Below are 16,559 nucleotides of genomic sequence, written 5' to 3'. Positions count from 1 at the left end.
GGGGTTCACGCCCTCGGCACGAGCACGTTCTCGCTGGGGCGGCGGGCCAGGTAGTCGGCGACGTTGCCCACCGTCGCGTCGATGATCTGGCCCACCGCGTCCTCGGTGTAGTACGCCTGGTGCGAGGTGACGATGACGTTGGGGAAGGTGACGAGCCGGGCCAGGGTGTCGTCGTCGACGCCCTCCAGGGACTTGTCCAGGAAGAACAGCCCGGCCTCCGCCTCGTACACGTCGAGTCCGACGCCGAGGAACCGCCCGGCGCGCAACTCGGTGACCAGGGCGGCGGTGTCGATGAGGCCGCCGCGGCTGGAGTTGACGAGGATCGCGTCGTCCTTCATCGACCTGAGGGCGGCCTCGTTGATGATGTGGTGGGTGGCGGGCAGCAGCGGGACGTGGAGGCTGATCAGGTCGGCCTCGGCGAAGAGCCGCTCCTTGTCCACGTACTCCATGCCGAGCTCGGCGCAGGCGGGGTTCTCCGCGACGTCCCAGCCGAGCAGCTTCATCCCGAAGCCGTGGGCGATCCGGGTGAACGCCTCACCGATCTTGCCGGTGCCGACCACGCCGACGGTCCGCCCGTGCATGTCGCGGCCGAGCAGTCCGTCGAGGCGGAAGTCGAAGTCGCGGGTGCGGCCCGCGGCCCGGATGACGCGCCGGTTGACCGCCATGGCCAGGGTCCAGGCGAATTCGGCGACCGAGTACGGCGAGTAGTACGAGACCCGGGCGACGCGCAGGGCGAGCCGCTCGGCGACGTCCAGGTCGATGTTGTTGAAGCCGGTGGAGCGCTGGGCGATCATCTGCGTGCCGCCCGCGGCCAGGGTCTGGAGCACCTGGGGGCCGAGGTCGGCGTTGACGCTGGTGGAGATGATCTCGTACCCCGCCGCGATGGGGGCGGTGTCCCGGTTCAGGAAGACGTCCAGGCAGCGGACCTCGTGCAACCCGGCGAAGGCCTTCTCGATCAGGGGTTTCTCGTCGGACTGCACTCCGAAGGCCAGGATTTCCACGGGTTCTCCCGAGCTGTGCGCAGGACAGGGACAGGACCGGACACCGCGAATATACGGCCCCGCCCCCGAACCCGCCGGTCCGGACGGCCCGCTCAGACGTCGTCGAGGCCGCGCTCGATCGCGTACCGCACGAGCTCCACCCGGTTGTGCAGCTGGAGCTTGCCCAGGGTGTTCTGCACGTGGTTCTGGACGGTGCGGTGCGAGATGACCAGGCGTTCGGCGATCTGCTTGTACGAGAGCCCCTTGGCGACCAGCCGGAGCACCTCGGTCTCCCGGTCGGTGAGCTGCGGGGCCTTGGGCTCGTTCGACGCCACGGGTACGAGGTCGGAGGCGAGCCTGCGGTACTCGCCGAGGACCAGGCCCGCCAGGCCCGGGGTGAAGACCGGGTCGCCGTCGGCGGTGGAGCGGACGGCGTCGGTCAGCTCCTGGGTGGAGGCGGACTTGAGCAGGTAGCCGGTGGCGCCGGACTTCACCGCCTCCAGGACGTCGGCGTGCTCGCCGCTGGCGGAGAGGACCAGGACGCGCAGTCCGGGGTGGGAGGGGAGCAGCTCCTTGCAGACCTGGACGCCGGGCATGCCGGGCAGGTTCAGGTCGAGGACCAGGACGTCCGGGGTGGTCGCCCTGGCCCGGCGGACCGCCTGCGGGCCGTCCCCGGCGGTCGCGACGACGTCGAAGCCGGACTCGGCCAGGTCGCGGGCGACGGCGTCGCGCCACATGGGGTGGTCGTCGACGACCATGACCTTGATGGGCCGGTCGGCGGCCTTCGCTCCGTCCTGCCGCGGTGTGTCCTGCGGTCCTGCGTTCTGGGTGCTCATCGGGCCGATCCTGCCTTCCCCCGGGAAACCTTCGGTGCTTTCGGAACCTTCAACTCGACCTCGGTGCCCTGTCCCGGCACCGAGATCACCTCGGCCGTGCCGCCGAGGTCGCGCAGCCGGCCGCGGATGGAGAGCGCGACCCCCATCCGCCCCTCCCCCTCCGCCTGGACCAGGCGCCCCTCCGGGATGCCGGGGCCGTCGTCCCGGACGGTGACGATCACCTCGCCGGGCTCGTCCTCGACCAGGATCCACGCCTGGGCCCGCGCTCCGGCGTGCACCCGCACATTGTCCAGGGCGGCACCGACGGCGGCGGCCAGCTCACGGGCGGCCGCCACGGGCAGGAGGACCGGGGCCCCGGGCTCCGCGAAGCTGGTACGGGAGCCGGCGTGCGGGGCGAGCAGGGTGCGCAGGTCGCAGGTGGCCCCGTCGTCGCCGGGGTCCTCCTCGTCCACGTCGACCGTGCGGACGACCGCGCCCTCGGCGGCGTCCTCGGAGGCCCGGGTCGGCGGGACCAGGCCGCTGGAGACCAGGGTGCGCAGGGCGATCTCCTGCTCCCCCGCCATCCGGCCCAGCTCGGCCGCCTCACCGCCGATCGCGGTGCCCCGGCGCTGGACCATGGCGAGGACCTGGAGGACGCTGTCGTGGATGTCGCGGGCCAGGCGCTCGCGTTCGCGGGTGGCGGCCTCGATCTCCAGGGCGCGGGCCAGGGTGCGTTCACTGGCGCGGGCGACCTCGACGACGTACCCGATGGCGATGGAGGCGACCCAGACCAGCAGGACGTTGTGGAAGGTGTCCCGGCTGGGTTCGCCGCGCTGGACGATGTTGGCGGCGGCCACGAAGGTGGAGGCGAAGGCCGCCCACCGCCAGCCGCCCTTGATGGCGAAGGCGAGGACGGAACCGGCCGTCCAGATCGAGGGCAGCGTCGGGCCGTCGAAGGTCTGGGAGTGGACGTCGGCGAGCGGGGTGAGCAGGATGCCGGTCAGCGCGACGACGAGGTCCGCGCCGAGGAAGCGTTTGGTGCAGCTCGCCGCCGAGCGGACCTTGGGCAGGGTGGCGAGCGTCCACACGGCGAGGAACGCCAGGTAGACGACGGCCACCCAGGGCCGCTCGAAGGGCTCCCGGCCGAGGTGGTCCTTGCCGAAGGCCGCGAGCAGCACCGCGTAGACCATCGTCAGGACGCGGTAGCCCGTCAGCGCACGCCACAGCGGCTGCTCGACCGACATCCGTACGACCCGCTCACGCTTGGCCATGGACCCACCCCCCGACGGTGTACGACGCCTCTACGCGCCGGACCGTTCCGTTCCGTTCCCGTCGCCCGCCGGTGCCTGCTTCCGGTCGCGCTTGGCCTCCTCCGCCTTCGCCTTCGCCTCGTCGGCGATCTGGCGCTTGGCGGCGGTGGCGTAGATGTCCACGTACTCCTGGCCGGAGAGCTTCATGATCTCGTACATGACCTCGTCGGTCACCGAGCGCAGGATGAAGCGGTCGCCGTCCATGCCCTGGTAGCGGCTGAAGTCCAGCGGCTTGCCGATCCTGATGCCGGGGCGCATCAGCTTGGGCATCACCTGGCCGGGCGGCTGGATCTTCTCGGTGTCGATCATCGCGACCGGGATGACGGGGGCTCCGGTGGCCAGGGCCACCCGGGCCAGGCCGCCGGGCTTGCCCCGGTAGAGGCGGCCGTCGGGCGAGCGCGTGCCCTCGGGGTAGATGCCGAACAGGCCGCCGCTCTCGACGACCTGGATCCCCGCCTTGATGGCGGCCTCACCGGCGCCGCGGGCCCCGGAGCGGTCCACGGGGAGCTGGCCGACGCCCTTGAAGAAGGCGGCGGTGAGCTTGCCCTTCACCCCGGGGGCCGTGAAGTACTCGGCCTTGGCGATGAACGTGACCTTGCGGTCCAGGACAGCGGGGAGGAAGAACGAGTCGGAGAAGGAGAGGTGGTTGCTCGCGAGGATCGCCGGCCCCCGCTCGGGGATGTTCTCCAGACCCTCCACCCAGGGCCGGAAGGCGAGCTTCAGGGAGCCGCCGATGGAGAACTTCATTGCGCCGTAGATCACCTGTGGTGCCTCCTGTGTGCTGTCGGTCAGACCTTAACCCGGGGCCTCGGTGAGGCCGTGACGGCCCTGGTCGGTGTCGGTCCGGTCGCGTACGGTGAAGTCATCCGTCAAGCACGCCCCCGGTGCGCGCCCCGCCCCCGCCTCACCTCACGAACAGGAGACCTTGGTGCCGGTCCTCCCTGGAGCCGAGCCGTTCCGCCACGAGGGCGGAGAGGTCGGCGTCCTCCTCTGTCATGGCTTCACCGGCTCGCCGCAGTCGCTGCGCCCGTGGGCCGATCACCTCGCCGAGCGCGGGCTGACCGTCTCGCTGCCGCTGCTGCCCGGCCACGGCACCCGCTGGGAGGACATGGCGGTCACCGGCTGGCAGGACTGGTACGCGGAGGTGGACCGCGAGCTGCGGGTGCTGCGCGAGAAGTGCCAGCAGGTCTTCGTCTTCGGCCTCTCCATGGGCGGCGCGCTGAGCCTGCGGCTCGCGGCCAGGCACGGGGACGCGATCAGCGGTCTGGTGCTGGTCAACCCGGCCAACAAGGTGCACGGCCTCTCGGCGTACGCGCTGCCCGTCGCCCGCCATCTGGTGCGTACGACGAAGGGCGTGGCCGACGACATCGCGCTCCCGGGCTCGCACGAGGTGGGGTACACCAAGGTGCCGCTGCACGCCGCCCACTCGCTGCGGAAGTTCTTCCGGCTGGTCGACGGCGAGCTGCCGCAGGTGACCCAGCCGGTGGTGCTGCTGCACAGCCCGCAGGACCATGTCGTCCCGCCCGCGGACAGCGCGCGGATCCTGAGCCGGATCTCCTCCACGGACGTTTCGGAGATCCTGTTGGAACAGAGCTACCACGTGGCGACGTTGGACCATGATGCGGAGCGGATCTTCGATGAGAGCTACCGGTTCATCGGCCGTCTCGCACCGAGCGTCGGGATGAAGGGGAGCACGTCCGGTGGCTGAGTACGACGCGGAACGCACAGGCAGCGACGAGGAGCGCGAACCGCGCCCCACGGAGAGCGCGGCCGTCCCGGAGGGGAAGAAGCCGGTGGGCGCCGAGGGGGCGGGACCGGAAGGCACGGGAGCGGAGAAGAAGGCGGAGGAGCCGGCGATCGACGAGGACGCGGCCTGGGCCGCGATCGTCGCGGGGTACGGGGAGGAGCCGCCGGACCCGCCGGGGGCCAAGCCGTTCAAGTCGGTCGAGGACCTCGCCCTGCTGGAGGACGACCAGCGCAACGTGGTGGGGCCGGACAGCGGCCGCGCCGGGGACCCGGCGGACAAGGGGTCGGGGAAGGCTCCCCCGAAGCCGCCGGAGAAGAAGCCGCTGGGCAGCTCGATCGTCTTCGCGCCCGGTGTCGCCGGTCCGCGCGACTACGAGCTGGCCGAGCCCAAGGACGACGGTATCGACGTGCCGGACGACGGCGAGGAGGGCCACTTCGTGCCCCCGGAGCCGCCGCCGCTGCCCGAGGCCGACAGCACGGCGAAGTTCGCCTGGCTCGCGGTGATCGGCGGGCCGGTCCTGATGCTGCTGGCGGTGCTGTTCCAGTGGGAGATGACGTGGTGGCTCACCACGCTGTGCATCGGCGGCTTCCTGGGCGGCTTCGCCACCCTGGTGGCCCGGATGCCGTCCGACGACGATGACGACACCTACGGCGACCCGGGGCGCGGCGCGGTGGTGTGACCGTCACCCGGCAGGGACTCCGAGGGCGGCCAGGACCGGCAGATGGTCCGTGGCCGCCCTCAGGTCCGTGTCGCTCACTCCGGGGAGCCCGGTGGGCACACCGCAGCCGAGCACCTCGATGCCCGGGGTCGCGAAGACGGCGTCGATGCGTTTGCGCGGGTCGTCGGGGGTGAAGGTGTGCTCGCCGCCCCACGGGGCGAGGGCCCGGCAGTCCTGAAGCTGCCCGGCCAGGCGCTGGAAGGCCTCTCCGGTCGGTACGTCGTTGAGGTCGCCGCCCGCCACGGCGTGCTCCACGCCCAGGGAGGCGAGCCGGTCCAGCAGCAGGTCCGCCTGGGCGAGGCGTTCCTCGCGCTGGAGGCTCAGATGGCAGCTCAGCACGCCGAGCCGGACCCCGCCGATCCGTACGACGGCGGTGGCGAAGCCCCTGCGGTGCAGGCCCGGGGTGCGCGGCAGCAGGACGTCCTCGGTGCGCTCGACGGCCGCCCGCAGCGAGCAGAGCAGCAGCGGTCCGGCGGCGGTGGCTCCCCCGCCGAGGACCACGAGGCCGCTGCTCCTGGCCAGCCTCGCGGCCGCCTTGCGCCAGCGGAAGAAGCGCGGCGCCTCCTGGACGAGGACGAGGTCGGGCGCGCAGGCGCGGATGACCCGGGCCAGGGCCGCGGTGTCGTCGTGCATCGAGCGGACGTTGTAGCTCAGCACCCGGATCACGGCTGAACCGTCCGGCTCGGTACGGGAGTCGGGCAGGGGCGTCAGGACCATGCGGGCCACGATACGGCGGACGCCCGCCGCTGCCCCGGAGGGCGGCGACGGGCGTCCGATGCGTCGTACCGTACGGCTGACTCAGCCCTGGCGGGCCAGGTCGGCAGCGCCCACGAGCCCTGCCTTGCCGCCGAGTTGGGCGGCGAGCACCTGGGCGTGCGGACGCCACTCGCCGCCGATCAGCCACCGCCGGAACGACTTGCGGATCGGGCCGAGGACCAGCTCGCCCTCGTCCGAGACGCCGCCGCCGACGATGAACGCGGACGGGTCGAACAGCGAGGCGAGGTCGGCCAGTCCGGCGCCGGCCCAGCGCGCCAGCTCGCGGAACGAGTCGATCGCGACCGGGTCGCCCTGGCGGGCGGCCTCGCTGATGTGCTTGCCCTCGATGCCCTCCACCGTGCCGTCGCCGAGGCCGAGCAGCACGGTGGCGTTCTCGGGGGTGGCGTTGGCACGCTGCTTCGCGTACCGGACGAGGGCGCGGCCGGAGGCGTACTGCTCCCAGCAGCCCTGGCTGCCGCAGCCGCAGAGCAGACCGTCCGGGACGACCCGGATGTGGCCGAACTCGGCGGCCACGCCGAAGCGTCCGCGGCGCAGCTTGTTGCCGATGATGATGCCGCCGCCGAGGCCGGTGCCGAGCGTGATGCAGATGACGTCGTCGTGGCCCTGCCCGGCGCCGAAGCGGTACTCGCCCCAGGCGGCCGCGTTGGCGTCGTTCTCCACCACGACGGGCAGGCCGACGCGTTGTTCGACCTTGTCCTTGAGCGGTTCGTGGCGCCAGTTGATGTTGGGCGCGAAGAGTACGGTGGCGCGCTTGTCGTCGACGTAACCGGCGGCGCCGATGCCGACGGCCTCCACGTCGCGTCCTTCGCTCGCCCCGCCGACCGCCGCGCAGATCGCGTCGACGATGCCTTCGGTCGTCGGGGGCGTCGCCACCTTGAACGTCGAGAGGATCCGGCCCTCTTCGTCGACCACTCCAGCCGCGATCTTCGTGCCGCCGATATCGACGCCGATGGTGAGTCCCATGAATCCCTCAGTTTCGGTCGAGCCCCGCTAGGGCCAACCGTACCCGAGGGCGGGACCGGGCCTGGCCGGGACCGGTCGGTCCCGGCCGTTGTGGAGCGCGCCGCCGGCCGCCGGGCCGGTCAGTCCAGGTCGATGCGCTCGGTGCCGGAGGGGCCGTCGTCGCGGCCTTCGTCGCGGGGGTCGGACGGGTCGTCGGCGGCCTTCCCGGCGGTCTTCTCCGAGGGGTCCGAGGGCTTCGAGGGGGCGGCCTTCTCCGAGGGGTCGGCCGCGGTGCGGGTCCAGCGGCTCTCCTGGCCCTCCACCGCCGAGCGGTAGGCGGCCAGCAGCTCGCTGCCCGCGGCGGCGAGGTGGTCGAAGACCTGCGGGTTGCGCTCGATGACCGGTTCGACGGCGGACCTGGCCTGCCGGATGGCCTGCTGGACCGCGCCCTGGGCGGCCATGCCGAGCAGCGGCGACTGGAGCGAGGAGACCTTGTCGGCGACCGCGTCGACCAGCCTGCGCAGCTCCTCGGCGGCGGAGCCGGGCTGCGGGCCGTACTGGGCCCGGCGGCGGGCCTTCTCCGCCGCGAGGTCCTCGGCGCAGGCGTCGGCCCACGCGTCGCCGTCGACGGGACGATCGGTGGCTTCACTCATGGCGGACTCCTGCGACGCGGGGTGCCGGCCGCCGGCGGCCGGCCGGCGGGACTCGTGACTCGTACTACCGACGTTACCCGAATGGCCGCGGCCCGTTCAGGAAGCGGGGCGTACCCGGCCGGCTCGGGCGCCCGTTCAGGAAGTACGCGGCCAGAGCGCCGGATCGGGTGTGAAGCGGACCCGCAGGACGCCGTCGGTCAGGGCCGCGCCCGAGACGGTGCAGCGGCGCAGGGCGGAGGCGACCCGCACGATCCGGTGGAACGGGCCCACGGTCAGGAGCAGTTCCTCGCCCCGGCGGACCAGGCGCAGGTCCTCCTTGGTCGCCCCGGGCAGCGGCAGGCACCAGGCCAGGACGTCCGGGAGGCCTTCCTCGCCCGGCTCCTCCTCGATCCACCAGGGGTCGTCCACCCGGCCGGGCCCCCGCTCGTCCGGCGCGGGGACGGCGAGCGCGGCCAGGTCGTCGGCGGACCGGGGGTCGCGGCCCAGGTGGGCGGCCTCGTGGACCGGGACGTCCGGCTCCCACTCCTCGTGCCAGTGGCCCAGGCACTTCTCCTGCTGGGCGGCGAGCGCGGCGAACCAGGGGTCGGGCGAGTGGCGGGGCAGGACCCTTGAGGCGACCAGCAGGTCGGCGCGGAGCCCGTACAGGGCGAGGCCGGTGCGGGCGGTGCGCAGGGCGTCCTCGGCGGCGGGCCCGGGTTCGGCGACCAGGCGCAGGGTGGTGGAGCCGTCCTCGACCAGGGCCTGGACGGCGGCCAGCTCGGCGTCCTTGCGGGCGGCGGCCTCGTACAGCCACTGCGCGGGCATCGGGACCCCGGCGAGCTGGGCGAGGACCGGGCGCAGGGCGCGGGCGGCCTGGCGTTCGGCGGGCAGCAGGCGGCGCAGGTAGCGGCGGAGCTGCTCGGGCAGGGCCAGCAGGGCGAGGGCCTGGCCGAGCGGCGGGAGGTCGACGACGAGGGTGTCGTAGCCGCGCGTGGACCAGTCGCCGGCGGCGGCCCGGTGCAGGGTGTGCAGGAGGGCGAGCTGCGGGGAGCCGGGGAGTTCGGTGAGCTCCTCGCCGTCCAGCCGCCCGGCGCCGACCATGTCCAGGACGCCGGAGGCGCGCTGCTGGAGTTCGGTGAGTTCGGCGCGGAAGTGCTCGCCGGAGTCGATCCGGGCGTGGTCGAGACGGTCGGTGACCGGGGTGGGCTCCGTACCGGAGGGGAAGCCGGGTATGGACTCGGCGGAGACCAGGAGGGTGCGGCTGCCGCCCGCGGCGGCGGCCAGGGCGCTCGCCGCGGCGAGGGTGGTACGGCCTGCGCCGCCGGCGCCGGTGACCAGGACCGTACGCATCGTGCTCAGCCCTGCGGGATGGACTCGACGCGCTTCTTCAGACCGGCGAGCGCGCGGTCGATGATGACCTTCTCGGCCTTGCGCTTGATCATGCCCAGGAGCGGGATCTTGACGTCGACGGCGAGCTTGTAGGTGACCTCGGTGCGCACTCCGCCGGCGAGCGGGGCGAGGGCGTACGTGCCGTCCAGGGAGCGCAGCATCTGGGACTTGACCAGGGTCCAGCTGACCTCCTTGTCGCCGAGCCAGGTGTACTTCAGGACGTGGTCGTCCTTGATGGCTCCGGCGTCCAGGACCAGGCGGACCTGCTCGGCGCGGCCCTGGTCGTCGGTGGCCAGGACCTCGGCCTCCTTGACCTCGCCGGTCCACTCCGGGTAGCGGGCGAAGTCGGCGATCACCGCCATGACGTCGGCCGGTGCCGCCTCGATCGAGATGCTCGAGCTGGTGTGTTCAGCCATCGCCGTGGCCCTCCAGTGCGGTGTAACCGGTCGCGTTCGGCAGAAGCCTGCCGTCGTGCAGGCTATCGCGTGCCCGCCGCGCTCCGGTCCACGCCCCGGGCCCTTCCGCTCACCAGGTCAGCGCCCAGGGCGTCCCGGTGGAGGCGAAGTGGCCGACGTTGACGCACTCGGTGGTACCGATGCGCATCCGGCGGACCAACGGCTGGTGAACATGGCCGAAAAGTGCGTACCGGGGGCGGGTGGTGCGGATGGCCTCCAGCAGGGCGGAGCTGCCGCGTTCGAAGCGGCGGGCGACGGTGTCGTACGTCAGCTCGGGCACCTCGGGCGGGATGTGCGAGCAGAGCACGTCGACCGGGCCGAGCGCCTCGACCTTGGCGGCGTACTCCTCGTCGCTGATCTCGTACGGGGTGTTCATCGGGGTCCTGAGGCCGCCGCCGACGAAGCCGAAGACCCGGCCGCCGATCTCCACCCGCTCACCGTCCAGCACGGTCATGCCGGGACGGGCGTACTCGGGCCACAGGCGGGGGACGTCGACATTGCCGTAGGTGGCGTACGTCGGGGTGGGGAAGGCGGCGAAGAGTTCGGCGTACTGCTTGCGTACCGCTTCGAGGATCTCGGCGTTGCGGTCGCGGCCCTTCCACAGCTCGCGGCCGAAGGCGCGGGCCTCCTCGTAGCGGCGGGCGGTGCGCAGCGCGACGATGCGGTCCGCGTTCTCCGTGCCGAAGAGGTCGGGGAAGATGCCGCGCGAGTGGTCGGCGTAGTCGAGGAAGAGCACCAGGTCACCGAGGCAGATCAGCGCGTCGGCCCCCTCCCCGGCGCGGGCCAGGGCCTCGGCGTTGCCGTGCACATCGCTGACCACGTGGATCCGGGTGGAGCGCCGTGTGCCCGACGCCGGCCCGCCCGCTTCGCTGCCTCGCATGCGGACACCCTAAAGCGCGTGCACCCGCTCGGGTAGATCCGGCCGGACCTGCGGATACTTCCACGTCGTCACGGCGGTGGACTACTGTGCGCGAAAGGGCCATTTACCTGTGTGATGCATAAGACATCTGGCCGGAACCCCCTATCGGGAACCTGGTACCGGTGGGTAACGTCCGGGCAGTCCAGTCGTGCTCACCCCCACTGAGCACCCGCCATTCTTGGACCGCAGCCGGTGGCGTCACACAGAGCCGTGGCACCGGAGCCCGATGAGGAGCAGCAGTCTTGCGCGAGTTCAGCCTTCCGGCCCTGTACGAGGTCCCGACGGACGGCAATCTGACGGATCTGATCCGCCGCAACGCCGCTCAGCATCCCGACGTCGCGGTGATGAGCCGCAAGGTGGCCGGTGCCTGGACCGACGTCAGCGCCACTCAGTTCCTGGCCGAGGTGAGAGCCGCCGCGAAGGGTCTGATCGCCTCGGGCGTGCAGCCCGGCGACCGGGTCGCCCTGATGTCGCGCACCCGTTTCGAGTGGGTGCTGCTGGACTTCGCGATCTGGAGCGCGGGCGCGGTGACCGTGCCGGTGTACGAGACCAGCTCCCCCGAGCAGGTGCAGTGGATCCTCGGCGACTCCGGTGCGGTGGCGGTGCTCGTGGAGAGCGAGGCGCACGCGGCCGCGGTGGCCTCCGTACGGGAGGCGCTGCCCGACCTCACGCACGTGTGGCAGATCGACCGGGGCGCGGTGGAGGCCCTGGGCGAGGCGGGCGCCGAGGTCACCGACGAGACCATGGACCTGCGGATGGTCAGCGCCAAGGCGGACGACCCGGCGACCATCGTCTACACCTCCGGCACCACGGGCCGCCCCAAGGGCTGTGTCCTCACCCACCGCAGCTTCTTCGCGGAGTGCGGCAACGTGGTGGAGCGGCTGAAGCCGCTGTTCCGTACGGGCGAGTGCTCGGTCCTGCTCTTCCTGCCCGCCGCGCACGTCTTCGGCCGGCTGGTCGAGGTGGCCTCGGTGATGGCCCCGATCAAGCTCGGCTGCGTCCCCGACATCAAGAACCTCACCGACGAACTGGCCTCGTTCCGGCCGACGCTGATCCTCGGTGTGCCCCGGGTCTTCGAGAAGGTCTACAACGCGGCCCGCGCCAAGGCGCAGGCGGACGGCAAGGGCAAGATCTTCGACCGGGCCGCCGACACGGCCATCGCCTACAGCCGGGCGCTGAGCACCCCGCAGGGCCCCTCGCTGGGGCTGAGGCTCAAGCACAAGCTCTTCGACAAGCTGGTCTTCGGCAAGCTGCGCGCGGTCCTCGGCGGCCGGGGCGAGTTCGCGATCTCCGGCGGTGCCCCGCTGGGCGAGCGGCTGGGCCACTTCTACCGGGGCATCGGCTTCACGGTCCTGGAGGGCTACGGGCTGACCGAGACCTGTGCGGCGACCGCGTTCAACCCGTGGGACCGGCAGAAGATCGGTACGGTCGGCCAGCCGCTGCCCGGCTCGGTCGTCCGGATCGCGGACGACGGCGAGGTGCTGCTCCACGGCGAGCACCTGTTCACCGGGTACTGGCAGAACGAGTCGGCGTCCGCCGAGGCACTGGCCGACGGCTGGTTCCACACCGGGGACATCGGCACGCTCGACGAGGACGGCTACCTCGCGATCACCGGCCGCAAGAAGGAGATCATCGTGACGGCGGGCGGCAAGAACGTCGCCCCGGCCGTCATCGAGGACCGCATCCGCGCCCACGCCCTGGTCGCCGAGTGCATGGTGGTCGGCGACGGCCGCCCGTTCGTGGGCGCGCTGGTCACCCTGGACGAGGAGTTCCTGGGCCGCTGGGCCGAGGAGCACGGCAAGCCGGCCGGCTCGACCGCCCTGTCGCTGCGCGAGGACGCGGAGCTGCTGGCCGAGGTGCAGCGGGCGGTGGACGACGGCAACGCGGCGGTCTCCAAGGCCGAGTCCGTACGCAAGTTCCGTATCCTGCCGGCCCAGTTCACCGAGGAGGCGGGCCACATCACGCCGTCGCTGAAGCTGAAGCGGAACGTGGTGGCGAAGGACTTCGCGGACGAGGTGGAGTCGATCTACCGCAGCTGAGCGGTGTACGCGTACGAAGGGGCCCGCACCTCCATCAGGTGCGGGCCCCTTCACGCGTTCACAGCAGCGTCTTGAGCTTCTCCGCCAGCAGGTCCCAGCGCCACTTCTCCTCCACCCAGGCCCGCCCCCGCTCCCCCATCCGCCGACGCAGCTCCGCGTCCCCGAGCAGCGTCACGATCCGGTCCGCCGACTCCTCGGCGCTGCCCCCGCGCACCACCCACCCGGTCTCGCCGTCGAGCACCGCGTCCGGGGCCCCGCCCGAGTCGCCGGCCACCACCGGCAGCCCGGTCGCGGACGCCTCCAGGTAGACGATCCCCAGCCCCTCCACGTCGAGCCCCCCGCGCCGGGTCCGGCACGGCATGGCGAAGACGTCCCCGGCCCCGTAGTGGGCGGGCAGCTCCGCCCACGGCACGGGCCCGGTGAACCGCACCGAGTCCTCCACCCCGGTCTCCGCCGCGAGCCGCTCCAGGTCCTTGGCGTACGGGCCGCCGCCGACGATCAGCAGCACCGCGTCCGGGACCTGCGCCAGGATCGCGGGCATGGCCAGGATCAGCGTGTCCTGGCCCTTGCGCGGGACGAGGCGCGAGACACAGACGACGACGGGCCGGTCGGAGAGGCCGAGGCGGGCGCGGACCCGGTCCCCGCCGGAGGCCGGGTGGAAGGTCTTCTCGTCGACGCCCGGCGGGAGCTGCACCATGCGGGCGGCCGCGTCCGGGGTGAGGGCGGTGGCGATCCGGGAGCGGGTGTACTCCCCCAGATAGGTGATCGTGTCCGTGGCGTCCCCGATCCGGCGCAGCAGCTGCCGGGAGGCGGGCAGCTGGGCCCACCCCGCCTCGTGGCCGTGGGTGGTGGCCACCAGCCGCCGGGCGCCCGCCCGGCGCAGCGCGGGCGCCATCAGGCCGAGCGGGGCGGCGGCGCCGAACCAGACGGAGGAGCAGCCGTGTGTCCGCAGCAGGGCGGTGGCCCGCCGGGTGACGCGCGGGGTCGGCAGCAGCATCGTCGTACGGTCGCGGACCACCGTGAAGGGCTGCTCGGCGTCGAAGGCGGCGGTGGCCGCCGCGCCCTCCTCGCCGCGCTTCCAGGTGGAGGCGTAGACGACGACCCGGTCGGGGTCCAGGCGCAGCGCCATGTTGTGCAGGAACGCCTGGATGCCACCGGGGCGGGGCGGGAAGTCGTTGGTCACGATCAAGGTCTTGTCCATCGCGGCTGACAGTACCCAACGGCCGCGCTTCACCGACGGCGCCCTCGCCCCCCGGCATCATGGGCCGCCGGAACCGGGCCGGAGACGATGAGGGCGGCGATGACGGGACGAGCACCCACCGGTGTACGGCTGCTGCCGTACGGACTGCTGCCGTGCGCGGCCTGGGCGCTGACCCGGGCCGCGCTGCTGCTCTGTGTGTTCGGCGTTCTCGGCGTGCTGTCCGTCCCGGGCCCGGACGTCACGGTGGACGTGTCGGTGATCTACCGGGGCTGGTACGAGACGCTGCTCAGCGGCACGTACCCGCTGGACGACGTCACCTGGCAGTACCCGCCCGGCGCCGCCCTCGCGATCCTCTCCCCCGCCCTGCTGCCCTTCTGGGAGTACGCGAGCGCCTTCTACGCGCTGGTGCTGCTCTGCGACGCGCTGGTGTTCGGGCTGCTGCTGTCCGCGGGGCGGCGGCCGGCGACGAGGGCGGCGGGGGCGTGGGTGTGGGTCGTGGGGGTGCCGCTGCTGGGGCCGACCGTGTACGCCCGCTACGACCTGATGGTGACGGCGGTCGCGGTGGCGGCGCTGCTGGCAGGGGTGCGCCGTCCGGGGGTGCTGGGGGCGCTGGCCGCGTTCGGGGCGCTGCTGAAGGTGTGGCCGGCGCTGGTCCTGGTGGGGGTGGAGCGGGGGCGGCCGACCCGGGCGGCCTGGTCGGCGGCGGCGCTGACGGCGGCCGGCCTCGGGGCGGGGTTCGCGCTGTGGATGCCGGGGGCGTTCGCGTTCTGGGCCTTCCAGCGGGACCGGGGCCTGGAGATCGAGTCGCTGGGGGCGCTGTACTTCCACCTCGCGCGCCACGCCGGCTGGGAGGGGCGGGTGGAGCTGCACTACGGCTCGATGGAGTTCCTCGGCCCGCAGGTGGGGCTGGTCTCCGCGCTGGCCCTGGGGCTCGCCGTGGCGGCGCTGGGCTGGCTGCTGGTGTGGCGGCTGCGGGCCCGTACGTTCGCCGCCCACACCCCGGCGCAGGCCGCGTTCACGGCGGTGCTGCTCTTCACCACGACGAGCCGGGTGATCAGCCCGCAGTACATGGTGTGGCTGGTCGGCCTCGCGGCGGTGTGCCTGGTGTTCCGGGGCTGCGGGATGGTCCTGCCCGCCGTGCTGGTGCTGGTCGCGACCGGGGTGACGGTGCTGGAGTTCCCGGTGGGCTTCGCCGACGTGGTGGCGAGCGAGGCGTGGGGCGTGACGCTCCTGTTCGTACGGAACGGGCTGCTGGTGGCGGCCTCGCTGATCGCCGCGCGGCGGCTGTGGCGTCGGACCGTGCCCGGGGCGCGGTCCGGGGAGGCGGTGGCCCCGGTCCTCGGGGATCAGCCGAGCCGGGCGCTCAGGTAGTCGCGCCAGTCGGCGGTGAACTCCTCGGGCTCCGTGTCGAGCACGGACGCCATCGCCTGCTCCACCGCCCCCTCCCGCCCGGGGTGGGCGCCCACCGCCGCGTAGAAGGCGGTCAGCTTCTCCTTGCCCCACCGCTCCGCGACGAGCTCGCAGGCCATCCAGGCGCTCTCGTAGGCCCGCGCCAGCTCGGCGGGGTCGCCGTCGAAGCCGAAGTCCTCGTCGTCGGGGAGCGCGTCGGGGAGGTCGCCAGCCCGGACCGCGCCCGTCAGCTCGGGGGCGATGACGTCGGGGGCGCGGTCCTCCCCCCGGTAGGCGGCCCAGTCGGCGAAGCCCTCGGAGAGCCAGACGGGGGTGGCCGCGGAGGTGCTGGTCCGGGTGGCGACATGGGTCGTCTCATGGGTCAGGACGACCCGCTGGCCGAAGCTGCCGAGGGTGGCGTACGCCTGCGGGTTGACGATCACCCGGTCCGCCAGGGCCGGGCGCTCACCGGTCACGCCGGCCTCGCCGGTGGTGACGGCGGCGATCCCCCGGTAGCTGGTCTCCGGGGAGCCCAGCAGCCCCGCCATGGACCCCACCGAGTCCGGGACGAGCACCACCACCCGGCGGGCCCAGGGGTGCGGCCAGGCGTCCGACACGGCCGGGACGGCGAGGTCCACGGTGTCCGCGACCTGGCGCAGCTCCTCCTGCGCCCGTCCGACGCCCAGGACGAGGCTGTGGGCGCCCCGGACGACCGTCACCTCCCCCTGGTGCCAGAGCTGGTCGGAGGCGCCCTCGGCGGGCCGGTCGGCGCTGACGTACCACCGCTCGCCGTCCCGCATCAGCTCCAGGGTGCGGCGGGTGGCGACGGGCGCGGTGTCGTACCCGTCGATCCGGTAGCGCAGCTCCACCTCGGTGGTGGCCCAGTCGCCGTCCTGCTCGGTGATGGCCTTGACCTCGTACGTCCACGACTTCAGGGGGACGTCGGCGAGGTTGGCCAGTTCCGTGCGCTGAGCGGCCCGCAGCTTCACGGCGTCGGGGGCGATGGCGTCGAGGTAGCCCGCCGGGTCCCGGGCGAGGACGGCGGCGGCGCGGCGCTCCAGGGCGGCGTCGATCTCGCGGACGGTGAGGGAGGTGTCGGCGTCCTGACGGGCCGCCGGGGCCACACAGGCGGAGACGGTCAGCAGGGCGGCGAGCACCGGGCCCGCCGCACGCCGAGGGAGCCGGGGGCGTCTGCCCCGCACACCACGTCCTTCCACGGCCACCCTGCCGATCGTACGGTCAGTTC

At 73.1% G+C, this 16,559-nt stretch carries 16 protein-coding genes; 4 read left to right on the top strand and 12 right to left on the bottom strand.

Annotated features, from left to right (window positions below):
- Window positions 1-5: 5 nt before the first annotated feature.
- From AB0917_RS15995 to AB0917_RS15980, 4 genes are all read right to left on the bottom strand, one after another.
- The gene (locus AB0917_RS15995; RefSeq protein ID WP_366820137.1) at window positions 6-1,001 is read right to left on the bottom strand and encodes a 2-hydroxyacid dehydrogenase; all 996 of its coding nucleotides are present in this window, start codon (window positions 999-1,001) and stop codon (window positions 6-8) included.
- A gap of 92 nt (window positions 1,002-1,093) precedes the next feature.
- On the bottom strand, window positions 1,094-1,816 hold the full coding sequence (locus AB0917_RS15990; RefSeq protein WP_366820136.1) for a response regulator transcription factor: 723 nt from the start codon (window positions 1,814-1,816) through the stop codon (window positions 1,094-1,096).
- Window positions 1,813-3,066, bottom strand: coding sequence for a DUF5931 domain-containing protein (locus AB0917_RS15985; RefSeq protein WP_366820135.1), 1,254 nt, complete (start codon window positions 3,064-3,066; stop codon window positions 1,813-1,815). The genes AB0917_RS15990 and AB0917_RS15985 overlap by 4 nt, the downstream gene beginning before the upstream one ends.
- A 30-nt stretch (window positions 3,067-3,096) precedes the next feature.
- Complete coding sequence (locus AB0917_RS15980; protein ID WP_366820134.1) at window positions 3,097-3,867, bottom strand: lysophospholipid acyltransferase family protein; 771 nt, start codon at window positions 3,865-3,867, stop codon at window positions 3,097-3,099.
- 166 nt (window positions 3,868-4,033) lie between these two features.
- Here AB0917_RS15980 and AB0917_RS15975 point away from each other — a divergent pair, with 166 nt between their 5' ends.
- On the top strand, window positions 4,034-4,813 hold the full coding sequence (locus tag AB0917_RS15975) for an alpha/beta fold hydrolase (RefSeq protein WP_366820133.1): 780 nt from the start codon (window positions 4,034-4,036) through the stop codon (window positions 4,811-4,813).
- On the top strand, window positions 4,806-5,531 hold the full coding sequence (locus AB0917_RS15970) for a hypothetical protein (protein ID WP_366820132.1): 726 nt from the start codon (window positions 4,806-4,808) through the stop codon (window positions 5,529-5,531). The genes AB0917_RS15975 and AB0917_RS15970 overlap by 8 nt, the downstream gene beginning before the upstream one ends.
- A 3-nt stretch (window positions 5,532-5,534) precedes the next feature.
- Here the strand turns inward: AB0917_RS15970 and AB0917_RS15965 are convergent, their stop codons facing one another.
- The 6 genes from AB0917_RS15965 to AB0917_RS15940 all read right to left on the bottom strand — a co-directional run bounded on the left by AB0917_RS15965 (window position 5,535) and on the right by AB0917_RS15940 (window position 10,645).
- Window positions 5,535-6,287, bottom strand: coding sequence for an endonuclease/exonuclease/phosphatase family protein (locus AB0917_RS15965; RefSeq protein ID WP_366820131.1), 753 nt, complete (start codon window positions 6,285-6,287; stop codon window positions 5,535-5,537).
- A gap of 81 nt (window positions 6,288-6,368) precedes the next feature.
- Complete coding sequence (locus AB0917_RS15960) at window positions 6,369-7,310, bottom strand: ROK family glucokinase (RefSeq protein WP_366820130.1); 942 nt, start codon at window positions 7,308-7,310, stop codon at window positions 6,369-6,371.
- A gap of 119 nt (window positions 7,311-7,429) precedes the next feature.
- A complete protein-coding gene (locus AB0917_RS15955) occupies window positions 7,430-7,942 on the bottom strand; it encodes a DUF5304 domain-containing protein (RefSeq protein ID WP_366820129.1) in 513 nt (170 codons plus the stop codon).
- 135 nt (window positions 7,943-8,077) lie between these two features.
- On the bottom strand, window positions 8,078-9,271 hold the full coding sequence (locus AB0917_RS15950; protein WP_366820128.1) for an ArsA-related P-loop ATPase: 1,194 nt from the start codon (window positions 9,269-9,271) through the stop codon (window positions 8,078-8,080).
- Between the two features lie 5 nt (window positions 9,272-9,276).
- Window positions 9,277-9,726 (bottom strand): SRPBCC family protein, encoded by a 450-nt coding sequence (locus tag AB0917_RS15945; protein ID WP_366820127.1) that lies wholly within the window; start codon window positions 9,724-9,726, stop codon window positions 9,277-9,279.
- Between the two features lie 109 nt (window positions 9,727-9,835).
- Window positions 9,836-10,645 (bottom strand): metallophosphoesterase, encoded by an 810-nt coding sequence (locus tag AB0917_RS15940; RefSeq protein WP_366820126.1) that lies wholly within the window; start codon window positions 10,643-10,645, stop codon window positions 9,836-9,838.
- 281 nt (window positions 10,646-10,926) lie between these two features.
- Here AB0917_RS15940 and AB0917_RS15935 point away from each other — a divergent pair, with 281 nt between their 5' ends.
- Complete coding sequence (locus AB0917_RS15935; RefSeq protein WP_366820125.1) at window positions 10,927-12,723, top strand: AMP-binding protein; 1,797 nt, start codon at window positions 10,927-10,929, stop codon at window positions 12,721-12,723.
- A 58-nt stretch (window positions 12,724-12,781) separates the two neighbouring features.
- Here the strand turns inward: AB0917_RS15935 and AB0917_RS15930 are convergent, their stop codons facing one another.
- Window positions 12,782-13,924: a glycosyltransferase family 4 protein gene (locus AB0917_RS15930; RefSeq protein ID WP_366820124.1), complete on the bottom strand. Its 1,143-nt coding sequence runs from the start codon at window positions 13,922-13,924 to the stop codon at window positions 12,782-12,784.
- 99 nt (window positions 13,925-14,023) lie between these two features.
- On the opposite strand from AB0917_RS15930, the gene AB0917_RS15925 reads away from it, so the two are divergent.
- Window positions 14,024-15,295: a glycosyltransferase family 87 protein gene (locus tag AB0917_RS15925; protein ID WP_366820123.1), complete on the top strand. Its 1,272-nt coding sequence runs from the start codon at window positions 14,024-14,026 to the stop codon at window positions 15,293-15,295.
- Here AB0917_RS15925 and AB0917_RS15920 read toward each other — a convergent pair.
- Window positions 15,271-16,515 (bottom strand): hypothetical protein, encoded by a 1,245-nt coding sequence (locus AB0917_RS15920; protein ID WP_366820122.1) that lies wholly within the window; start codon window positions 16,513-16,515, stop codon window positions 15,271-15,273. The genes AB0917_RS15925 and AB0917_RS15920 overlap by 25 nt on opposite strands.
- Window positions 16,516-16,559 lie beyond the last annotated feature (44 nt).

The organism is Streptomyces sp. NPDC007346, assembly GCF_040703535.1.
Classification (GTDB): Bacteria; Actinomycetota; Actinomycetes; order Streptomycetales; family Streptomycetaceae; genus Streptomyces.
The sequence above is the reverse complement of the archived record's forward strand: the minus strand, read 5'-3'. Positions and strand labels throughout refer to the sequence as shown.